Here is a 20,891-nt window from a genome sequence, read left to right as displayed (position 1 = left end):
TTTACTTGAACAGTTCTTCAAGTGCTTCCTTTTGGGCTTCGAATTTCGCCTGGTTTTCCGACTTCAATTTTTTGATGTTTTGCAGCTTCCAACGGACGGCTGGCAGGTCTGCAGCGCGTGGCGCGCCGATCAGCGAAAAGTCAGGCGTCCCCTCATAGAGACCACGTAGGAATGCCTTGGCATCCTCGTGAAGGCGCGAATTTAGGTCGGTTACCAGTCGCTCTCTTATCTCGATCAGATCGGCAAGCGGTACGGCCGTTGTCGTCATCCCCTCGAATTCCTTGGCGTAGGGTTGGTCGAGATCGATCATATTTGGGTTCAGCAGTTCGTGAGCCGGGCGCTTGGCACTTGCCACATAGACAAGAAAGGTCCGGAACAGGGCATCAGTGAGGCCTTCGTTCTCGTAGAGCAGTTTCACATCGTAAAGATCGCGCGGATGCTGCCGATCAGTGGCCGCGCAAAGCTTGCCGCCGAAGAGGTCTTCGAACGAAACGACCTGGATTTCAGCGAAGCCGAATTCATCCTCGACCGCTTCTGTGACCCCCATCAGCTTAGGTTCGTGAACAACGCCGCGCGTTACAGGTGAGGTCTCGATCTTGATTGTGGCGGTCCCCATGCTAACCTGCACGCGTGTCGGATTCTTACCGCCGCCATCTATGCGGCGAACCTTCGCTTCAGCGATGCCTGCGTCAATTGCACCGGCGATGCGTTCCAACGACTCGTTGATCTCAGTCAGGCTTTCGGCGCGGTCTTTGATTGGCAGGTAAGTCAGGTCGATATCGACCGACAAGCGCGGCAGATCACGGTAGAACAAGTTGATTGCCGTGCCTCCCTTGAGTGCGAATACTTCTTCTTTTGCGACATACGGGAGTATGCGCACGAGCAGCGCGACCTGGGCTTTATAAATGTCACGCGCCATCGCTCGCCTCCGTGCTCACAAATTCTTCCGGCACCATGATCCGGTAGCGCGGGTGTATCTTGCCGCCTTTGACAAGAGCGCGGTCGCCGCTCCCGAGGTTGAATTCCTCCGGATCGAGACGCTTGCGCCAAGCGTGGTTGTGGCGGTCGGCGAAGACGAAAAACAGGCGCTTCACCTTGATTTTCTTGCAGCTATGAAGAAGCGCTGACAGCGTTCGCGGGCGCAGCGTGGTCAGGCTTTGAAACACCATGTCGAGGTTATGGAAGCTCTCGTGGTCAGGCAGTTCGTCCATCGCTTCCATGATCGCCCGCTCTGGGGATGACATCTTGAGTTTCCAGTCCCACGGGAGGGTGGTGCTGGCGTCAGTCTCGTCCTTGGTTAGGCCGAGGGACGGATCGGCGAACAGCGAGGTGCTGCGGGTTTCTAATGGTGCGTTTAGTGGCAGTTTGGCGAGCCAGTTCGGTATGGCATCGCCATAGACCCAGACAGGGGCGTTGCTGCCAAGGCGCAAATAGTGGTCGTATCCTTGCTGGCCGAGGGCAGTCGTGCCGCCGACATGGACGTCGTAGCCCATGATGTGCTGCAATGAGAGCAGGCAGGTCTTCCAGTCGAGTGTGTTGGCTTTATAGGCGTTGGGTGCAGGGCGACGGAAGACGCCGCGATGGACGCGGTCTAGCCAGCCGCGCTTGACGTAGTCGCGGAAAGTCTCATAGGCGACGCCGTGGTCAGTGAGCCATGCCGCATCGACCAGATACCCTGCAGGCACTGCTTCAAGGACTTTCTTCAGGTTTCGCGATCTTTCGGTGTCCATGACGCCTATAATGACATATTTTTAAAGAGCGCGCCACAACCCTCTTTAAGAAAGTCTGCTTTTCAACGCTCTTGGCGCTGCAATGAAGGGTTTTGTAAAGGCAAAGGGCTGTTCTGGGCCTCACCAGCAAAGCAGGGCGGGCGTTGGTGCCTGCTGCGTCCTCGCCGCCGCACCCCCATCAGCAAGTGAGGGGTGACGGACGGCTCCGGCGAAGCAGGGCGAAAGAAAATAGACCACCAAAAAAAATAGTTTGAAAACAATGGAGTGTTTCTGCGAGACTTCATACGTATGAAGGCTTTCCGTGTAAAGCCTCTCAAATCCAACACAACAAAGGGCATAAAGGGTGATGGAGACTCCTGATGACGCAAGACGAGCAACTCCACAACTTCATCAGTGAGGCGACTTGCACCTATCGCGGCGAAGACTATTGCGTCCGCGACAATGGTGCCGTCCTGCGCCGCTCCAGACCTGGCAAAAGACGGCGCCCCCTTGATGAAACTTGGACCTTTGGAAATCCAAGTACGAGTGATGGCTATATGGGCATTTCCTCGCACAAGGTTCATCGCATCGTTGCGACCGCGTTTCATGGTGAGCAGCCCAGCAAAAGCCATGTTGTCGATCACATCGATACGAACCGTCGCAATAATCGCCCCGAGAACCTCCGGTGGGTGACCAGGCTCGAAAATATCCTACTGAACCCGATCTCGGCAAAGCGCGTGATCTACCTCTATGGCAGCATCGAGGAATTTCTTGCTAATCCGCGCGATCCGAAGAACGGAACACTAACCAGCGATTTCGAGTGGATGAGAACGGTTTCACTAGAAGAGGCCGAGTACAGCCGGAAACGCATGCTAAAATGGGCATCTTCTGACCAGCCGTCAGGCGGCGGTACTCTGGGCGATTGGGTGTTCGGTCGCGGCATTCCTCCCGCTGAAGAACCGCCAGTGCAACTTGTCGCCTCAAAAACGCCCGGCGCTGTACAGCGCAACTGGCAAGTGCCGGCAGAGTTCCCACTGTGTCCGGACGTGCGCGATGCAACGCCGCTCGCCACTTACTTTGAACGCCTCACAGCCGATGCGGTTGCCGTCATCTCACCTTTTGGAGAAACAAAAGTCGGAAAGGCCGCGATGTTCGAAGACGGCACGGCGCTCTACATTCTGGGTGAACACGGCGAACAGGCCATCAAGCCATGGTCGCTCTCACAGATCACATTTGAGGATGGTCAGTACGTCCATGAGAGCTGCGGCACGTTCTTCACGCCAGATGGAGCCGAGAAGGAGTTCACACTGATCCAAGGACTGCCTTGGGAGGGCGGTGATACGTTTGATGACTATTGTTAGCCACCCGCATTTCTCTTCGGCACAAATGGTTTCGAATTTGTCAGTTCTGGATAAGTCAATGAATCATCTACACGAATTTGCATGAGGCCGTTAGACTTGCACCATGACTGATAAGCTCGACCTAAACACGACCTACAAAGCCATCCTCGCAGCGGCTCGCGAACATCGGTTCATTAGCTATGGCGACCTCGCCAAAGCTAACGGCGCGCACTGGCAAAATGTTCGCTACAAGATGAACTCCCATCTCGGTGATCTTGTTCAGATCGCGGCCGAGCGAAAATGGCCGATGCCGAGTTCCATCGTCGTCAATCAAGCCAACCTCAAGACCGGCACACTTGATGGCACCGCGCGCGAAGGTTTCATTACAGCGGCCAAGGAATTTGGCTTTGAAGTCGATGATCCAGCGGCTTTTGTCGAACAGCAGCAGCAATCCATGTTCGCTTGGGCGCCCGACGCGCCCGACGATCTGGCACTCACCGAAGCGCATGAGACAACGGATGTTTCCGCAGGCGGCCCAAAATTCGTGCAGTTCTTCGGTCCAGTGCTGGATGCATTGCGGACCTTCGGCGGGTCTGCCGAACCGCGACAAGTAATGGATAAGGTGATCGATCTCGCCGATGTCACGCCAGATGAGTTGAGCGAAACCAACAAGAACGGTCAGTCCAAGTACGAAAACCAGGTTGGATGGGCGCGTTTCTACCTTGTCAAAGCTGGGCTGATTGACAGCAAAAAGCGCGGACTATGGTCACTCACTGCCGAGGGGCGGGAAACCTATCTCGACCACGAAAGCGCCGTCGCCCTCTTCAAGGATGTCCATGCGCGGTATCGCGATACGGCTGCCGATGATGAAGAAGCGGCACCGACGCTGCCTGATGAACCCAAAAGTACTCTTTTCGATGATCCTGGTCGGCACTTCTGGTTTGTTGGCGCCCTGTGGGGGGGAACGGACGATCAGACCGAGCGCTTTCTGAATGAAGGTATCTGGCAGAACGGATATGATGACAAATTCGCCGATCACGTCTCCCGGATGAAACCTGGCGACCGCATCGCGATCAAAGCTTCATTCGTTAAGAAATACGGCTTGCCCTTCGAGAACCAGGACAAGCCTGTGTCATGTATGCGGATCAAGGCGATCGGCACTGTCACTGAGGCGACTAAAGACGGCAAGACGGTCAAGGTCGATTGGACACCGCTTGAGGAAGCCAAAGAATGGTACTTCTACACCTACCGCGTGACCATCGTCGAGGCCGATGCCTCCGATGAGCTTGCAAGGCGGTTGATCCAGTTCGCCTTCGGCAATCACAAGCAAGACTATGAATTCTGGTTGCGGCAACCTTACTGGGCCAAACGCTACCGAACCCGTGCGTCCACTCTGACCGAGATCGAGCTGGAAGAAGAAGAGGCCGACGCCGACATCGAGGAAGCCGAGATTGCGCCCTATGGTGTCGAAGACATCCTGAGCGATGGCTGCTTTCTCGATCAAGCTTCTCTGAGCGCGGCGCTATCTCGTTTGTCCGGCAAGAAGAACCTGATACTGCAGGGGCCGCCGGGAACGGGCAAGACATGGCTTGCCAAACGCCTGGGCTATGCCCTGATTGGAACCAAGGACCGCGCGGTCATCCGAAAGCGAATGCGGTCGATCCAGTTCCACCCGTCGCTGTCTTACGAAGATTTCGTGCGCGGCTGGCGTCCGGACGGCAATGGTGCGCTTTCCTTGATCGATGGTGTGTTCCTTGAAGCAGTCGAGGCTGCGCGCGCGGAACCCGATCGCCCCTATGTCGTGATTATCGAGGAAATCAATCGCGGCAATCCCGCTCAAATATTCGGTGAGATGCTCACACTTCTCGAAAAGGACAAGCGCGGCGAAGAAGAAGCCATCGAGCTTGCCTATCGCAACGAAGCAGGCGAGCGTGTCTTCATCCCGCGCAATCTTTTTGTGATTGGCACCATGAACATCGCTGACCGATCGCTTGCGCTTGTTGATCTGGCGCTCAGGCGGCGTTTCGCATTCGTCACGCTGGAAACGGCACTGAATGACAGCTGGCGGCAATGGTGCATGGATCAGGCAGGTATCGATGAAGCCGTCCTAAAACAAATCCAACATCTCATGGCTGAACTTAATGATGAGATCGCGTCGGATCGTTCTCTCGGGTCGCAATTCAAAATAGGCCATAGCTACGTAACGCCCGCGCCCTGCGAGACCGTTTCTGACGGCAAAGAATGGTTCCGTGCCATTGTTGAGACGGAGATCGCGCCCCTTCTTGAAGAATACTGGTTCGACAATTTGGACAAGGTCGCATCGTCCAAAGCGCGGCTGCTACAAGGCCTATGAGCGCGTTATCGCAAGCGAAAATCTGGCAGGCTGATGAAGCGCAGCTCGCGTACGACAAGATACCCGTACGCAATGTCTGGCTTCTGTTTCTCTACGCTTATGACCTGGCTCGCTTTCAGGGGCGGTTCGAGGCCGAGGTTGAAGACTCACCAGACTTCAAGTCACTCATTGCGCGACTGCTTTGCCATGCGGTGGAAACCCGTTTGCGGCGCAATCTCAGCTTTGGCTACCGGCGACGCGCCGATACGTTGAAGCGCGTGCGAGGGCGCATCGATATTCTGGAAACAGAATCCCGCGATCTTTTTCGGCGCGGCGAGATCGCCTGCCGGTTTGAAGAACTCACAATCAACACCCCTCGAAACAGGCTTGTTCGGGCTGCCCTGACATCACTGGGCGGACGATTGCCCGATCCGAATCTGTCCCACAGAACCAGAACCCTTGCCGGAGCTTTGGGGCGCGCGGGCGTTGGTGGCCAAATGCCATCGCGCGCCGAAATGGCAACCGACCAAATCGGACGCCACGAAGCCGAGGACAGGCTCATGGTCTCGCTAGCCCGCGCGGTCTTCGACCTGGTCCTGCCCACAGAGCAGGAAGGCGTTCGTTCTCTGTTCAAAGCATCACGCGATGATACCGAGTTCAGGAAACTCTTCGAGCGTGCTATCGGCAATTTCTTCGCCGCCGAACTGTCACGCGAAGAGGGTTGGCGTGTGTATCCTGGAAAGCAGATTTACTGGCCGGTCGGCGCAGCCTCGCCTGGTATCCGCGCGCATCTGCCCATAATGGTCACAGACATCATTCTGGAGAACGAGCAAGAGGACCGACGGATCATCATTGATACGAAGTTCACAAACATTCTGACCAGCGCGCAGTACGGCGAAGGACAGCGCTTCAAGACCGGGCATATCTACCAAACCTATTCATACCTTAGAAGCCAGGAACGGGCAGATGATCCGCTCTCTTTGACCTCAGAGGGGATGCTCCTTTATCCGGCAATCGGCGTTGACATCGACGAAGCGGCGGAGCTTCAGGGTCACAAGCTGCGCTTTGCAACGATCAATCTTGCCCAACCGACGGCAAGCGTCGTCGAGAAGCTACGAGAGCTGCCAATGCTGAGCAGGATCGGTACATATTGACCAATTCCACCTTGGGATGATCCGCGACACTATCAGAAAACTTCTGGAATAACGTGTATCCATTGGATACACTTTCATTCGATGAAGGATGTCGGCCTCCGCATACGCATTGATCGAGACCTGCGGGAGCAGTTTCTCCAAGCGTGCCAAGCGGAAGATAAGCCCGCCGCACAGGTGTTACGAGAGTTCATGCGTGCCTACGTGGCTGAGCGTGGCTCTAATCAGGCGGTCATGCAAGACAGCGCACAAGAAAACGATAACGGGGTAGAACCTTGAACGCAGTTGAAATCGAAGAAGCTATTTCCGCCTTGGCCGAACAGCCGTTCGATGCTGAAGAGTTCCCGTTCGCGTTCCTGGAGGCCTTTGGCAATAAGGCCACGACCATCAAACGCCTGCGCAGCGGCGCATCCAACAAGTCAGATTTGGGCGGGCTGCTTCAGACGAACAACATCCACATCAAGGTCTGTGAAGAGGGCCGGGTCTCTGAAACCATCCGCGAGTTGCGCGACAGCCCAGCTACCCAGAACTCTCGCAATCGCGTCAAATTCATCCTGGCGACCGACGGTGTCACGCTCGAAGCGGAAGACCTCTCGTCCGACATCGCCCCGATCGCGTGTGACTACAAAGAGTTTCCGGATCACTTCGGCTTCTTCCTGCCGCTTGCCGGTATCTCGACCGTCAAGCAAATCCGGGAAAGCGCCTTTGACATCAAAGCCACCGGCCGCCTGAACCGCCTCTACGTTGAGCTACTCAAGGATAACCCGGAGTGGGGAACGGCAGAACGTCGTCACGACATGAACCACTTCATGGCGCGCCTGATCTTCTGCTTCTTCGCCGAAGACACGGACATCTTTCCGAAGACGGATCAGTTCACGTCGACCATCGAACTGATGAGCGAGAAGGACAGCTCCAACACGCATGAGATCATCGGCGAGTTGTTCCACGCGATGAACACCAAGCCCGAAGAGCGTGAGGCGGCAGGTATCGCCCGTTGGGCAAACGCGTTCCCCTACGTGAATGGCGGCCTGTTCTCGGGCAGTACCGACGTGCCGAATTTCAGCAAGATCGCGCGCTCCTATCTGCTGCACATCGGCAATCTGGACTGGAAGAAGATCAATCCCGACATCTTCGGCTCAATGATCCAGGCCGTCGCCGATGATGAGGAGCGGGGCGCACTCGGCATGCACTACACTAGCGTGCCTAACATCTTGAAGGTTCTGAATCCGCTCTTTCTCGACGATCTGCGCGAGAAGCTTGAAGAGGCCGAAGATAACGCTCGCAAGCTACTGAATCTGCGCAATCGTATCTCAAAGATCAGGGTGTTTGACCCTGCCTGCGGATCGGGCAACTTCCTTGTCATCGCCTATAAGGAAATGCGAGCGATCGAGGCGGAGATCAACGAGCGGCGCGGGGAAGCCGATCGCCGTTCAGGCATCCCCCTTACCAACTTCAGGGGCATCGAACTGCGCGACTTCCCGGCGGAGATCGCGCGCCTTGCGCTCATTATTGCTGAATACCAGTGCGACGTGAGCTATCGCGGTCAGAAAGAGGCATTGAAAGACGTTCTGCCGCTTAATCAGGACAACTGGATCACTTGCGGCAACGCACTCAGGCTCGACTGGCTGAGCATCTGCCCCCCCACTGGGACAGGGGTGAAGATGCATGGGGATGATCTGTTCAGCACGCCGCTCGACCAAGCCGAGATCGACTTCGAGAATGAGGGTGGAGAGACCTATATTTGTGGGAACCCACCGTATCTCGGCTCCGTGATGCAGTCCGCTGAGCAGAAGTCTGATCTCGAAGCAATATTCGCGCATCGCACCAACAGTTGGAAGTCACTCGACTATGTCGCGGGCTGGTTCATGAAGGCGGCAGATTTTGGAATGCACACACAAAGTAGCGCTGCCTTTGTTTCTACGAACTCCATTTGCCAAGGGCAACAAGTTCCGATCTTGTGGCCGATGATCTTCGATTCGGGGCATGAAATCTCGTTCGCTCACACAAGCTTCAAATGGGCGAATCTTGCCAGCCACAACGCTGGTGTAACTGTGGCGATCGTAGCGATTTCGAATACCTCAAATCCAAGGAAGAAGCTATATTCTCTCGACCAAAACAATGAAGTCCTCCTGAAAGAAGCGGAGAACATCAACGGATATCTCGTGGCTGCGCCGAATATTGAGGTGACCAAGCGCTCGCAACCGATAAGCTTGATCGGAGAGATGACAAAGGGAAACCAGCCAACCGATGGAGGAAACCTACTTCTCACGAATGACGAAGTGGCTGCGCTTGGGATGTCTGAAAGCCAGCAGAGCAAGTTCATTCGCCCGATATTGGGGTCGGCAGAGTATATTCGTGGGATATCCCGCTATTGCCTCTGGATTGAGGAGGGAGTCCGTGAAGAAGCACATAGAATACCAACGGTCTCCGAGCGCTTAGAGCGCGTCAAAGCCATGCGCCTTGCGAGTTCGAAATCAGCAACCGTTGCGAGCGCCAGCCATCCCCATCGCTTCGGCGAAATTCGCCAAAATGGACATGAAACAGTAATCATCGTCCCAAGTGTTTCTTCAGAGGCGCGGCAATACTTGCCGGTCGGATATTTGCGGCCGGGAACCATTGTGACAAACCTCGCTTTCGTTCTCTTCAATGCGCCTCTTTGGAACTTGGCGCTGATTGCTTCGAGCCTGCATTTGGTTTGGATCGCAACCGTCTGTGGGAAAATGAAAACTGATTTCCGCTATTCTAACACTCTAGGATGGAATACCTTTCCCGTTCCGAAGCTGACCGAGAAGAACAAAGAAGACCTCACACACTGCGCCGAAGACATCCTTCTCGCACGAGAAGCGCATTTCCCTGCAACTATTGCCGATCTCTACGATCCCGAAAAGATGCCGGGCGATCTGCGCGCCGCTCATGACCGAAATGACGAAGTTCTGGAACGAATCTACATTGGGCGCCGGTTCCGAAATGATACCGAGCGGCTGGAAAAGCTCTTCGAGCTATACACGAAGATGACGACATCCAAGGATTTGACGCAAACCAATTCAAGAATGAAAGCATAAGACAATGAGCAGCGAAAAGTCCGTCCCTTCCGTTTCCGTCACCTACGCTCAGAATGGCAGTTCGACCAAGTCGAACGAACTCGGCATGCGTCCGATGCAGGAGCGCGCGTTTGAGAAGCGGGGCGAGCAGTACCTACTAATCAAGTCGCCACCCGCTTCAGGTAAGAGCCGCGCGCTCATGTTCATCGCGCTGGACAAGCTGCACAATCAAGGGCTTCGCAAGGCGATCATCACAGTGCCGGAGAAGTCGATCGGCTCCAGCTTCACGGACGAACCGCTATCCAAGTTCGGCTTTTGGGCTGATTGGCGGGTCGAGCCGAAATGGAATCTCTGCAACGCGCCGGGATCAGAGGGCAGCAAGGCGGAGTCTGTTGGGGCCTTCCTGAAGGGCGACGACCAAGTGTTGGTCTGCCCGCACGCGACCTTCCGCAACGCCGTGGAAAAGTTCGGTGTCGAGGTCTTCGATGATTGCCTGGTTGCCGTGGACGAGTTCCACCATGTTTCGGCCAACCCAGAGAACAAGCTTGGCGCGCAGCTCGCAGAACTGATGGCACGCGAGAAGGTGCATGTCGTTGCCATGACGGGTTCGTACTTCCGGGGCGACGCCGAGGCCGTTCTGATGCCGCATGACGAAGCGAAATTCGACACCGTCACCTATACTTACTACGAGCAGCTGAACGGCTATAAGTATCTGAAGACGCTTGATATTGGGTACTTTTTCTACACCGGCGCCTACTCCGATGACATCTTGAACGTCCTCGATCCGAACGAAAAAACCATTATCCATATCCCGTCCGTGAACTCGCGGGAAAGCACCAAGGACAAGATCAGGGAAGTCGAGCATATCATCGAAGAGCTTGGCGAATGGCAGGGGACTGATCCGGCCACTGGCTTCCAACTGGTGAAGACGCCGGAAGGTCGAGTGCTACGGATTGCTGACCTGGTCGATGACGATGCCAGCAAGCGCGACAAGGTTTCTGCCGCGCTCAAAGACCCGGCGCAAAAGGACAACCGCGATCACGTTGACATCATCATCGCGCTTGGGATGGCAAAGGAAGGCTTTGACTGGGTTTGGTGCGAACACGCGCTGACGGTGGGCTACCGAGCCAGTTTGACCGAGATCGTGCAGATCATCGGTCGGGCCACCCGTGATGCCAAGGGCAAGACCCGCGCGCGTTTCACCAACCTGATTGCCGAACCGGACGCATCCGAAGAGGCTGTCACTGAGGCGATCAATGACACCCTGAAAGCCATTGCGGCGAGCTTGCTCATGGAGCAGGTCCTGGCGCCGCGATTCAATTTCACGCCGAAATCCAAAGCCACCGGACCACAGGAAGGTTTTGACTATGGGGAAGGCGGATATGACCCGGACAAATGCAATGTTGGGTTCAACGAGGATAGCGGCCAATTCCAGATTGAGATCAAAGGTCTGGCAGAACCGAAGAGCAAAGAGGCCGAACGCATCTGTCAGGAAGATTTGAACGAGGTGATCGCTACTTTCGCCCAGGATAAGACCGCTGTCGAACGCGGTTTGTTCGACGAAGAACTCGTGCCTGAAGAGCTGACACAGGTCCGCATGGGTAAGATCATCAAGGAAAAATACCCCAAGCTGGATGAAGAGGATCAGGAAGCGGTTCGTCAGCACGCAATCGCGGCATTGAACCTCACCCAGAAGGCAAAGCAAGTCGCCTTGGGTAATGACAGCGATGAGACGACAACCGGCAACACTGCGCTGATCGATGGCGTACGCAAATTTGCGCTGAGCGTGACCGAACTCGATATTGACTTGATCGACCGCATCAACCCGTTTGGCGAAGCCTACTCAATCCTCGCCAAGACCATGAGTGAAGATAGCCTGAAGCAAGTGGCCGCTGTCATCTCCGCCAAAAAGGTACAGCTTACGCCGGATGAAGCCCGTGATCTCGCGCGGCGCGCCGTCAAGTTCAAACAAGAACGAGGCCGACTGCCTTCGATCACGTCACCCGATGCCTGGGAAAAGAAGATGGCCGAGGGCGTGGCATACCTTGCCCGCATGAAGCAGGAGGCCGCTGCCAATGGTTAAGGAATTCACCGATGAAGATGATGCGCTCCTTTCAGAGCTAGGGGTTGAAGTCGAAGCAAAGAAACAGGCTTCGCGAACGCCTCGCGAGGAACGGATCATCGCCGGATTTGAAGAAATCCAGCGTTTCACAGATGAACATGACCATCCGCCGCATTATGGTGAGGATCGTGACATCTTTGAGCGTCTCTATGCAGTCCGCTTGGACCGCATTCGGGAGTTGGCTGAGTGTCGTGACCTCGTAAAACCCATGGACCATCAAGGCTTGCTAGAAGGGACGTTCCAGTCAACTTCGTCGGACGTTGACGAGCTGGATGACGATGCACTCTTGGCCGAACTGGGTATCGAGGCGGAGGCTTCAGCCCTTACCGAGCTGAAGCATGTCCGATCCAGTGCGGAGAAGAAGGCCGCTGAAGAGATTGCTAGCCGTGAGCGCTGCGAAGATTTCGAGACCTTCAAGCCGATCTTTGAGCAGGTCCAGAAGGAACTCAACACCGGCTTGCGCGAGACCCGCCCGTTCGAGATGAAGGCCGAGATACAGAAAGGCCGCTTCTTCATCGTTGGCGGGCAGAAAGCCTACGTTGCCGAGATGGGCGAACTTACCACCACGGATCAAGGCCGCACGGATGCGCGTTTGCGCGTGATTTTTGACAACGGGACCGAGAGCAACATGCTGATGCGCTCGCTTCAGCGCGCGCTGAACAAGGATGAGGCAGGGCGCCGGATCACCGAGCCGACTGCAGGTCCTCTGTTTTCGGATCAAACGATCGATGGCGACGAAGCAAGCGGTACGATCTACGTTCTGCGCAGCAAATCAGACCATCCGATGGTCGCAGAGAACCGCGACTTGGTTCACAAGATCGGCGTTACCAACATGAGCGTGGAAAAGAGGATCGCTGGGGCGCAGCTTCAGCCGACATTCCTGATGGCCAATGTGGAGATCGTCGCAACCTATGATCTCTATAACATCAACCGTACCAAGTTGGAGAACCTGATCCACCGGATTTTTGAGCCAGCGAGGCTGGAAATCGAGATCATGGATCGCTTTGGACGGCCAGTCGTACCTCGCGAGTGGTTCCTTGTGCCGCTGTTCGTCATCGACGAGGCTGTGGAGAAAATAAAGAACGGTACAATCGCAGACTATTCTTATGATCCGCAGGCTGCGGCTCTCACAAGGAGGGCTTAGATAAGCTTATGCGTATTCGGCACATTTCAGTTAGAAATTTTCGGGGCATACGCGAACTGGATTGGTCAGCGCCGGATCGCAATATGGTGTGTTTGATCGGCCGAGGTGACTCGACCAAGTCCACAATTCTGGAAGCGATACGCCGCCTGTTTTATCCACAATGGAATCTCTCCTTTGACGATTCCGATTTTCATCTCTGCACGCCGGACAATACGATAAAGATCGAGGCTGTCTTGGGTGATCTGTCCGACGCATTCCGCGACCTCGAAAAATACGGTCATTCGCTTTGTGGCTGGAATCCTCAAGAACTTGTGCGCACCGATGACCCCGGAGACGGACTCGAAGATGCACTGAGGGTTCGTCTGACTGTAGCCGGTGATCTTGAGCCGACATGGTCTGTAATCAAGAACGACGACGATGAAGGTGTGCCGTTTAAGGCGACAGACAGGGGCAAGGTCGCCGTCAGCCTGATCGGTACAGCATCGGATAGGCACCTTACATGGTCACGTGGTTCAATCCTTGGCCAACTCGCCGATACTGAGAATATTACGTCTTCACTGGCGGGAGCTGCGCGCGCTGCCAAAGCGGCCCTGGAGGACCGGCGTGTGGATGACTTGACCGACTTCGACGCGGTCGCTGGCGTTGCAGAGACGACCGCCCGGGCATTGGGGGTCAATGTCGCTGTGTCTTACAAGGCGCATCTTGATACTGATGCAATCAACGTCCGCATGGCAGGCCTTGCCCTTCATGATGGTGATATGCCCTTGCGCCGGCTCGGCCTTGGCTCCAAACGGATGCTCACGACGGGGCTTCAAAAACAGGCGCTCCAATCGCCACATGTCACCCTCTTCGATGAGGTCGAGGTTGGGCTGGAACCTCATCGGATCGCGAGGTTGCTGCAGCATCTACGCGGGGATGCGACTGGACAATACTTCCTGACCACGCATTCGCCTGTAGTGCTGCGCGAGTTAACTGTCGATGACCTTCATATTGTCCATTGTGATCATGGACGGACCAGCGTGGTGGCTGCCAACAAGCCGGGAATTGCCGATTCCGTTCAGGGCAAAATCCGCTCTGGCGCCGAAGCATTCCTAGCCCCCAAAATCGTTGTTTGCGAGGGCGCAACCGAAGTCGGCTTCTTGCGCGGACTGGATGATTACTGGGTCGCGGCCGAAAACTGGAATTCGTTTGCTTATCAGGGCGTTGCTTTATTCGACGCAAATGGTGCGAGCAAGATCAAGGAAATTGCCGAGAATTTGATAATGCTCGGTTATGATGTCGCCGTTCTCGCGGACTCCGATGAGCCCGCGCAATTTTCAGATGCCGATGCGGAAGCGCTTCGTGCCGTCGGCATCACAGTGACCAAGTGGAACGACGCGCGGGCTATTGAAGAACGCGTGTTTGCGGACCTTCCATGGGCCGCTGTCATGGCATCCTTCCAAGTAGTGCGACGCCTATGGAACGACGACCAGCGTTTGCTTAACCAGGTTCAGTCCAAGTTCGGACAGGGGTTTGACCGTAATTTTGAGGCCTGGCAAGACTCACCCGCGCTTCGCACGGCATTGGGCGAAGCCGCCAAGGCCAGTGAATGGTTTAAACGGCAGAGTCGCGCTCGAGAATGGGCGGACGCGATTTCCGGCCATCTGGGCGATGACGCAATTCGTGAAACCGATTTGGTTCGGCAACTGACCAGCTTGCGGGGCTGGATCGAAAATGTGTGAGTTGTCCGCCGTTCTCGCTGCACATGAAGGCGCCGGCTATGTTGTTGCGCCAGCAGGATACGGCAAGACATATTTGATCGCTGCGTCCACGGCCCGGAGTGACCGACGGCAACTGATCCTCACGCACACCTACGCGGGCGTAAATGCGCTACGCGCCAAGATGCGCGCTCTTGGCGTCAGTGATCGGCTATATCGTATCGATACGATCGCAAGCTGGTCGTTGCGGCTGGCACTGTCCTACCGGGCAACGTCCGTCTGGACGGAAGAACGTCCTGCCGATAACGCGCGTTGGAGCGCACTCTACGAGGCCGTTGCACGGCTGCTAGATCAGGGGTTCATCCGCAGGATTGTTAGCGCATCCTATGGCGGCCTCTATGTCGATGAGTACCAGGATTGTTCGATTGCCCAACATGGTATCGTTCTCAAATTGGCCCGCGACCTGCCATGCCGCATACTCGGCGATCCTCTTCAGGGCATTTTCGACTTCGATGGACAAGCCTCTATAGAGTGGACGCGCGACATTGAAGATCATTTTGAAAGGCTTGGTGCTCTAGAAGTGCCTCACCGTTGGGAACAAGCGGGTGCCAACGATCTTGGCTCTTGGCTCCGGGATGCCCGGACCCGCCTTGAGGGCGGGCGGCCGATCGACCTGAACGCAGATCGTCCGCCCAGCGTAAGATACATCCATGGTGCTGCTGACGCACAAGGACTTATTCAAACGCAGGGCAACACATGCCGGTATTTTAATTGTGCTGGCGCACACAAGGTCATTGCGATTCACAAGGGTAGCCAAGAGTACAAGGCCAAGTGCCATACGCTGTCGCGCAATCTTGGAGGCCGATTCTCATCGATAGAGGAAGTCGAGGGGAAAGACCTTTTCTCCTTCATTCGTAAGGTTGAGAACGCAGGGACAGAAGCAGACCGCCTCAAGGAAATCATCGCATTTGCCAAGAGATGTATGACCGCCGTGGACGCGAACCTCCCTGCAGGTACACGCCGTGGCGAGCGTGTCAATATCCAGGCTAATACCCGCAACCCGCAAGCGGCTCGAATGGCGAATGCCTATCTTGCCGCTCCAAATGCCGATGCTGCGCGTAGTTTCCTCTTAGCACTCAAGAAAACCGATGCCGTAACGATCGTCCGCAGCGATTTGTTTCATCGGGCATTGGGTGTCCTGGGTAAGAACGCCTTGCACCCGGAGCTCTCTCTGTCCGAAGCCGCTGATCTTTATCAGGGCGAGTTTCGCTATAAAGGCCGTCCGGTCGGGCGGCGCAAACTCATTGGCACAACTTTGTTGGTCAAGGGACTGGAATTCGATCACGCGATCGTTCTTGATGCCACATCCCTATCCAGAAAAGAGCTGTACGTTGCGCTAACGAGAGGCGCACGATCACTGACGATTATTTCGCGCAATGCGGTATTGAACCCGGAAGACTGAATGAAAAAAACTGGAACACGTAAGAAGGATAAGTGGCTAGATGACCTGCGGCGTCTGGTGCAGAAGAAGCCATTGGTCGTGTTCCAATTCAATAGTGACGAATGGTCCCGGCTTGGTGAATCTCGGGCAGGCGCCAATGAGTTTACGATCGCACGCCCACATGATCTCTTTGCGAAGGTTCACGTTCCAACCGCTTGTATTGTCCTTGGCAACGGCAATTACGGTAGTGCTGCGTATTTTGGACTTGCCAGCACGCGCAGCGCGGTAACAACGCTGGAGTCCCGCATCAAGGTCAAGCGCGCATCACAGATCAGCCCCTCAACAAAGTCTGAAATACTCGCCCTCATAACGAACAAAGCACACCAGCGGAATCTTTTGGACCGCCTCAAATCACAAGACTCGGTCATTGCGCTGTCCCCGAAACTCAGCGTTCATCTCGTCGATAAGCTCGCCGAAAACAAAGTAAACCGGGGAGCTATGCGTGCCGCTGTGGCGTCGCTTTCTTCACCAAAATATTTCCGGGGCATGGATGCACTACAGGAAGACGCCGTGCATACAGCGCTACGCGCCTTCGGCCTATCGCCAGGCGATCAGGCGGTAAGTCTTGAGCTTGAAGCCGGGAAAGACACAGCGCTCGCGCGTGTCAATATCATGGAAGATTCAGTTGTCGAGCATGACGCCCGCCTATTTCCGGAATATGTACTTGCTGGCAGTGACATCACCGGCCGGGCAATCTTTCAAAAGGGAAACGAGAGGCTGGAAATCTTTACGGCTAACCGTCGGCCCCTTGAAAAGGTTTTCGGCGTCGATTTGATTTATGTCAACAGTACCCGCCAGAACATCGTGATGGTTCAGTACAAGATGCTTGAACGTAATGAGCGGAAGAATAAAAATCCAGATTGGGTTTATAGACCAGATGTCAATCTAAAATCCGAGATGGCGCGGATGCGAAAGTTTAACTTAAAACATCCGGCTTCTTCTTATGAATATCGGCTTAACCCAGAAGCCTTCTATTTGAAATTTGTTAAACGAGGGGGTGCACTTGGCAATGCGGGTATCGTCTTGCCATTGGACCACTTCGAGAAAGTACTTGAGGACCCCTCATGTAAGGGGCCACGCGGAGCCATCCGTGTGAGCTATGAGAGCCTGTCGGGGCGCTATTTGCGGCAAGGACCATTTCTTGATCTGATCCGCGCGGGTTACATTGGCGCAACAGCAGGGACGTCAGCCTATCTCAAGGAACTTGTAGACGGTGTCGTCAAAGGGGACCGAGCAGTCGTCGGTGCGATCCAGTCATATCGTGCTGCAGACGACGCGGATCGGTAGGTACTCCAAGGGCAGCCTGACCTTGATGCTTTACAAGTGGGTCATCCGTAGAAATCGTTCGTTGTGTTAGGGTCGGCAAACAAGTTCCAAGGTGCCTTGCCGCAATCAACATTTTCCGATCTCTTGTGCTTCGGAACCGGCGTAACGCGGTGGGACAGGAAGCCAGAAAACCCCAACAAATGGTGGGATGAAAAAGTGTCCCACCGTCTCGTAAGCCTTTGTTATTTCGTTTCACTGTGATGCCGCCCCCGGGCACCATTCTCAAAACATAATCTGCCCATTCCGGCGACTCCTAGTATGCCTTTAAGATTGTTGCCGTTGAACTGCGCTCAGATCACCGGGACGCACTGACACCCATAACAGCAGACAACGGCCGCCTCCATTTAATGGCACGTCAGTCCGTAGCGCTGTCGCCACAACGGCAACACGTGAAGGACTGCGTGTGAGCAGTGCCACTTGCCGAAGAGCGTCAACAACCGCGTCGCGCCAATCGTCATGGCGACAACCAGATATTCCTTTCGTTTTCGCTAACACTTGTCTGAATATGGGCAGAATAATAGCTATTCAGCGTACGCGTTCAGGTTGATTGGCGGTCTTCCGCGTCAGTGTGTCCACAAAGTTAGCAGGATACTGCTTAGGCCCAAGTTTACGTAGGGACCGCTCTTGCTACACGACGATTTTTGCTCAACAAAAGGTTGAGATTCCGCTCACGTCTCATCACTCATCCTGCAATCCTTGCAAGCCTGGCTTAATCCGCCAGCGCTCGTGCTAAACCAGTAACCGTTTCGACTCCGGCCCGACCGGAATTTCGAACCCTGCCGGCAAAGAAACATGCAAGCAAATATTCCTACCCTGAACCCGTCTCGTCGAGAACTGCTTTCTCTTTTCGCACTCGATGTCGAAATCACCAGCGGTTCGGGCACGATGTTGCGAGATGCTGAAGGCCGCGAGATCCTCGACTTTCTTTCTCAATACGGCGCGCTGCCTTTCGGTCACAATCCTCCTGAGATCTGGGCCGAAATCAACAGGGCGCAGATCGAGGAAACGCCACTGATGATCCAGCCGATGCGCAGCCCCCATGCCGAAAAGCTGGCCGATCGTCTGGCAGAAATCACCCCTGGCGACCTGTCGATTGTCACGCTGGCCAATAGTGGGGCAGAAACGGCAGAGGCCGCCATTAAACTGGCCCGCATCCGGACCGGACGCCGGATCATCCTCTCGACGCAGAACGGGTTTCACGGCAAGACGATGGGCGCGCTTTCGGCGACAGGAAAGTCTCTGTATCAGGACGGGTTTGCGGTCGCGACCGACGACTATTGCTATGTTCCTTATGGCGACATCGAAGCGCTGCGCAGCCTGCTAGAAGCCGCGCATGACAGGATCGCCGCTTTCATTGTCGAACCCATTCAGGGGGAAGGCGGTGTCGTCTGCCCGCCCAAAGGCTACATTGACGCCGCCATCGCGCTTTGCCGTGAATACGGTGTGCTGAGCGTGCTTGACGAAATCCAGACCGGGCTGGGACGTACGGGTGCGCTTTTCGCTTGCTCGGTCGGCGAGGAAGTTCCCGACATGTTGCTGCTCGCCAAGGCGCTGGGTGGCGGCATGATGCCCATCGGTGCCTGTATTGCCCGACCGTCCGCTTGGGACGACCGGTTCGGACGGCGGCACAGCTCGACCTTTGCCGGAAACGGTCTGGCCTGCCGCGCAGCCCTTGCAACGCTTGATCATCTCCTGAATCCGGAGATTGACCTGATCGGCAATGTTGCAGATAACGGCGCCCACTTCCGCAAAGGTCTGGAAGATCTGCAGCGACGTTTTCCCTCCGTGATCCGCGAGGTACGCGGGCGGGGCTACATGATGGGGCTGGAATTTCAAAAATTCGACACCAGCTCGCATTCCGCAGTTCTGGGCTTTGCCAGTCTGAACGGCGGTATCACGGCGCTAGTCTCTTCCTACCTTCTGAACCAACATCAGCTGCTGACCGCACCGCTTTTCAACGAAACGTCGGTTATCCGGCTGCAGCCCTCGCTTATCGTCGGACGTGCCGAAATCGACCGCGCACTGGTCGCCCTCGAAGATCTCTGCGAGGTTCTCGCTTCGGCAGATGCCTATCGCTTGGTCCGGCACCTCGTGCAGAAACCGGTCGAACAGATCGCTACATCCACATCCGAGGCCGATCTGCCACCGGTCGCGGGAAACCCCGTGACCCAGCAGGCAGGGACATTCTCGTTCCTGATCCACTATACCGAGATCGAAGATATCTTTCGCTCGGATCCAACGTTTCGCAGGTTCACCCCGGAGGAACTCGAAAACTGGTGCGACTGGGTCAAGAAACTCGGCCCCGGCTTTGTCCGTCATGTGGCTGAGGTTCGCTCAAAAACTGGCGCCACCGCGCGCGGGACAATCATCTCTGTTCCTTTGCTGCCAAACGAAATGCGGGGCCAAGGCCGCAAGATGGCAGGCCAGATGATCAAGACCGCCGTCGAGACAGCCGCAGCCGAAGGCACCTCCCGCGTCGGCCTTGGTGCCTTCACCTCCATTGCCAGCCGAGGCGGTGAATTGGTTACTGGTCTTGGAACGCCCATCACAAGCGGCAACACCCTGACGACGGTCTCTGCGGTCAGGGCCATCGAACGTATGGCCGCCTGCACCGGCATCCCCCTGGACGAAGCCCATGTCGTGATCGTTGGCGCCTCCGGCGCCATCGGACGGCTGGCTTCGCTGATGCTGGCGCGCAAGGCGGGCAGCATGACCCTCGTCGGGAATGCCGCCAACCCCTTCTCGCCTGCCCTGCTGGCACGGGTCGCTGACGAATTATGCGAAACGATCTGCAAGGACCACTCGCCCATGGCCGGTGATCTCGCGCGGGATCTGCGGGCCTTTGCTGCGCAGCAAAAGAGCGAAAGCCTGAAAGAGCGTAACTCCCTGCCCGAACGCTTGCAGACCTACTGGCGCGGTCGTGGCATGGAACCGTTGCTCGACTGGACCACCCCGCTGGATGTTGCGCTTGAAACAGCTGATATCGTGCTTGTCGCGACAAGTGCCGAAATGGCGCTCATGGATCCAGCCAACATGACACCTGGAACGCTGGTCTGCGACGTGGCCCGGCCACCGAATGTCGCCAATTCAGAAGCGGGCCGCGACAATGTTCTCGTGTTCGACGGGGGACTGGTCGCGCCCCCGTTCGACATTCATCTGGGTCCTTTCCAGACCTTGCCCGAGAATCTCTGCTGGGGTTGTCTCGGCGAAACGGTGCTGCTGACGCTGGCAGGGGAAACCCGGGATTTCAGCATCGGCTCAAAGCTGTCGCTGGAAGACGCTGACCACATCGCCCGCTTGGCCGAAGAACACGGGTTCGAACCCGCTCCGGCGCAATGGTACGGCCAGCATCTGAAAACGCGGCACATCGGCAAATTCGCTAAAGAAGTCGACATAAGATGGTCGCGCCGCGCCGAGCAGATCGCCGAAAAGGCCTCCCAGCGTGCCCTGTCCTGATACCGCTGATCTCAAAACGACCCGCACAAAAAAAGAACGGAGCGCCTATCGCTGGGCGCCCCGTCTTGGGTT

12 protein-coding genes are annotated in these 20,891 nt (G+C 55.8%); 10 read left to right on the top strand and 2 right to left on the bottom strand.

Features of this window, described 5'->3' with window-relative positions:
• Position 1: 1 nt before the first annotated feature.
• Together ACU0FH_RS20190 and ACU0FH_RS20185 are read right to left on the bottom strand one after the other, a co-directional pair.
• Entirely contained in the window at positions 2 to 919 is a 918-nt protein-coding gene (locus ACU0FH_RS20190) for a nucleotidyl transferase AbiEii/AbiGii toxin family protein (protein WP_446196522.1), read from the bottom strand.
• Positions 909 to 1,730: a type IV toxin-antitoxin system AbiEi family antitoxin domain-containing protein gene (locus tag ACU0FH_RS20185; RefSeq protein ID WP_446196521.1), complete on the bottom strand. Its 822-nt coding sequence runs from the start codon at positions 1,728 to 1,730 to the stop codon at positions 909 to 911. Before ACU0FH_RS20185 ends, ACU0FH_RS20190 begins: the two co-directional genes overlap by 11 nt.
• A 359-nt stretch (positions 1,731 to 2,089) precedes the next feature.
• Here ACU0FH_RS20185 and ACU0FH_RS20180 point away from each other — a divergent pair, with 359 nt between their 5' ends.
• From ACU0FH_RS20180 to ACU0FH_RS20135, 10 genes are all read left to right on the top strand, one after another.
• Positions 2,090 to 3,070 (top strand): HNH endonuclease signature motif containing protein, encoded by a 981-nt coding sequence (locus ACU0FH_RS20180; protein WP_446196520.1) that lies wholly within the window; start codon positions 2,090 to 2,092, stop codon positions 3,068 to 3,070.
• Between the two features lie 103 nt (positions 3,071 to 3,173).
• The gene (locus ACU0FH_RS20175; RefSeq protein WP_446196519.1) at positions 3,174 to 5,402 is read left to right on the top strand and encodes an AAA family ATPase; all 2,229 of its coding nucleotides are present in this window, start codon (positions 3,174 to 3,176) and stop codon (positions 5,400 to 5,402) included.
• The gene (mcrC, locus tag ACU0FH_RS20170; RefSeq protein WP_446196518.1) at positions 5,399 to 6,535 is read left to right on the top strand and encodes a 5-methylcytosine-specific restriction endonuclease system specificity protein McrC; all 1,137 of its coding nucleotides are present in this window, start codon (positions 5,399 to 5,401) and stop codon (positions 6,533 to 6,535) included. Before ACU0FH_RS20175 ends, mcrC begins: the two co-directional genes overlap by 4 nt.
• Before the next feature lie 272 nt (positions 6,536 to 6,807).
• Positions 6,808 to 9,594 carry a class I SAM-dependent DNA methyltransferase gene (locus tag ACU0FH_RS20165; RefSeq protein ID WP_446196517.1) on the top strand — a complete coding sequence of 929 codons (2,787 nt, stop codon included), beginning with the start codon at positions 6,808 to 6,810 and terminating at the stop codon, positions 9,592 to 9,594.
• Between the two features lie 4 nt (positions 9,595 to 9,598).
• Positions 9,599 to 11,656 carry a DEAD/DEAH box helicase gene (locus tag ACU0FH_RS20160; RefSeq protein ID WP_446196516.1) on the top strand — a complete coding sequence of 686 codons (2,058 nt, stop codon included), beginning with the start codon at positions 9,599 to 9,601 and terminating at the stop codon, positions 11,654 to 11,656.
• On the top strand, positions 11,649 to 12,839 hold the full coding sequence (locus tag ACU0FH_RS20155; RefSeq protein ID WP_446196515.1) for a GIY-YIG nuclease family protein: 1,191 nt from the start codon (positions 11,649 to 11,651) through the stop codon (positions 12,837 to 12,839). The genes ACU0FH_RS20160 and ACU0FH_RS20155 overlap by 8 nt, the downstream gene beginning before the upstream one ends.
• Before the next feature lie 83 nt (positions 12,840 to 12,922).
• Positions 12,923 to 14,560, top strand: a complete 1,638-nt coding sequence (locus ACU0FH_RS20150) for an ATP-dependent nuclease (RefSeq protein WP_446196514.1) — start codon at positions 12,923 to 12,925, stop codon at positions 14,558 to 14,560.
• Positions 14,553 to 15,998: a hypothetical protein gene (locus ACU0FH_RS20145; RefSeq protein ID WP_446196513.1), complete on the top strand. Its 1,446-nt coding sequence runs from the start codon at positions 14,553 to 14,555 to the stop codon at positions 15,996 to 15,998. Before ACU0FH_RS20150 ends, ACU0FH_RS20145 begins: the two co-directional genes overlap by 8 nt.
• Positions 15,999 to 17,324, top strand: coding sequence for a hypothetical protein (locus ACU0FH_RS20140; RefSeq protein WP_446196512.1), 1,326 nt, complete (start codon positions 15,999 to 16,001; stop codon positions 17,322 to 17,324).
• A gap of 831 nt (positions 17,325 to 18,155) precedes the next feature.
• Positions 18,156 to 20,819 carry an aminotransferase class III-fold pyridoxal phosphate-dependent enzyme gene (locus tag ACU0FH_RS20135; RefSeq protein WP_446196511.1) on the top strand — a complete coding sequence of 888 codons (2,664 nt, stop codon included), beginning with the start codon at positions 18,156 to 18,158 and terminating at the stop codon, positions 20,817 to 20,819.
• Positions 20,820 to 20,891 lie beyond the last annotated feature (72 nt).

The organism is Heliomarina sp., from assembly GCF_052826185.1.
Note: the sequence above shows the minus strand (reverse complement) of the source record. Positions and strands in the feature narration are given on the sequence as shown.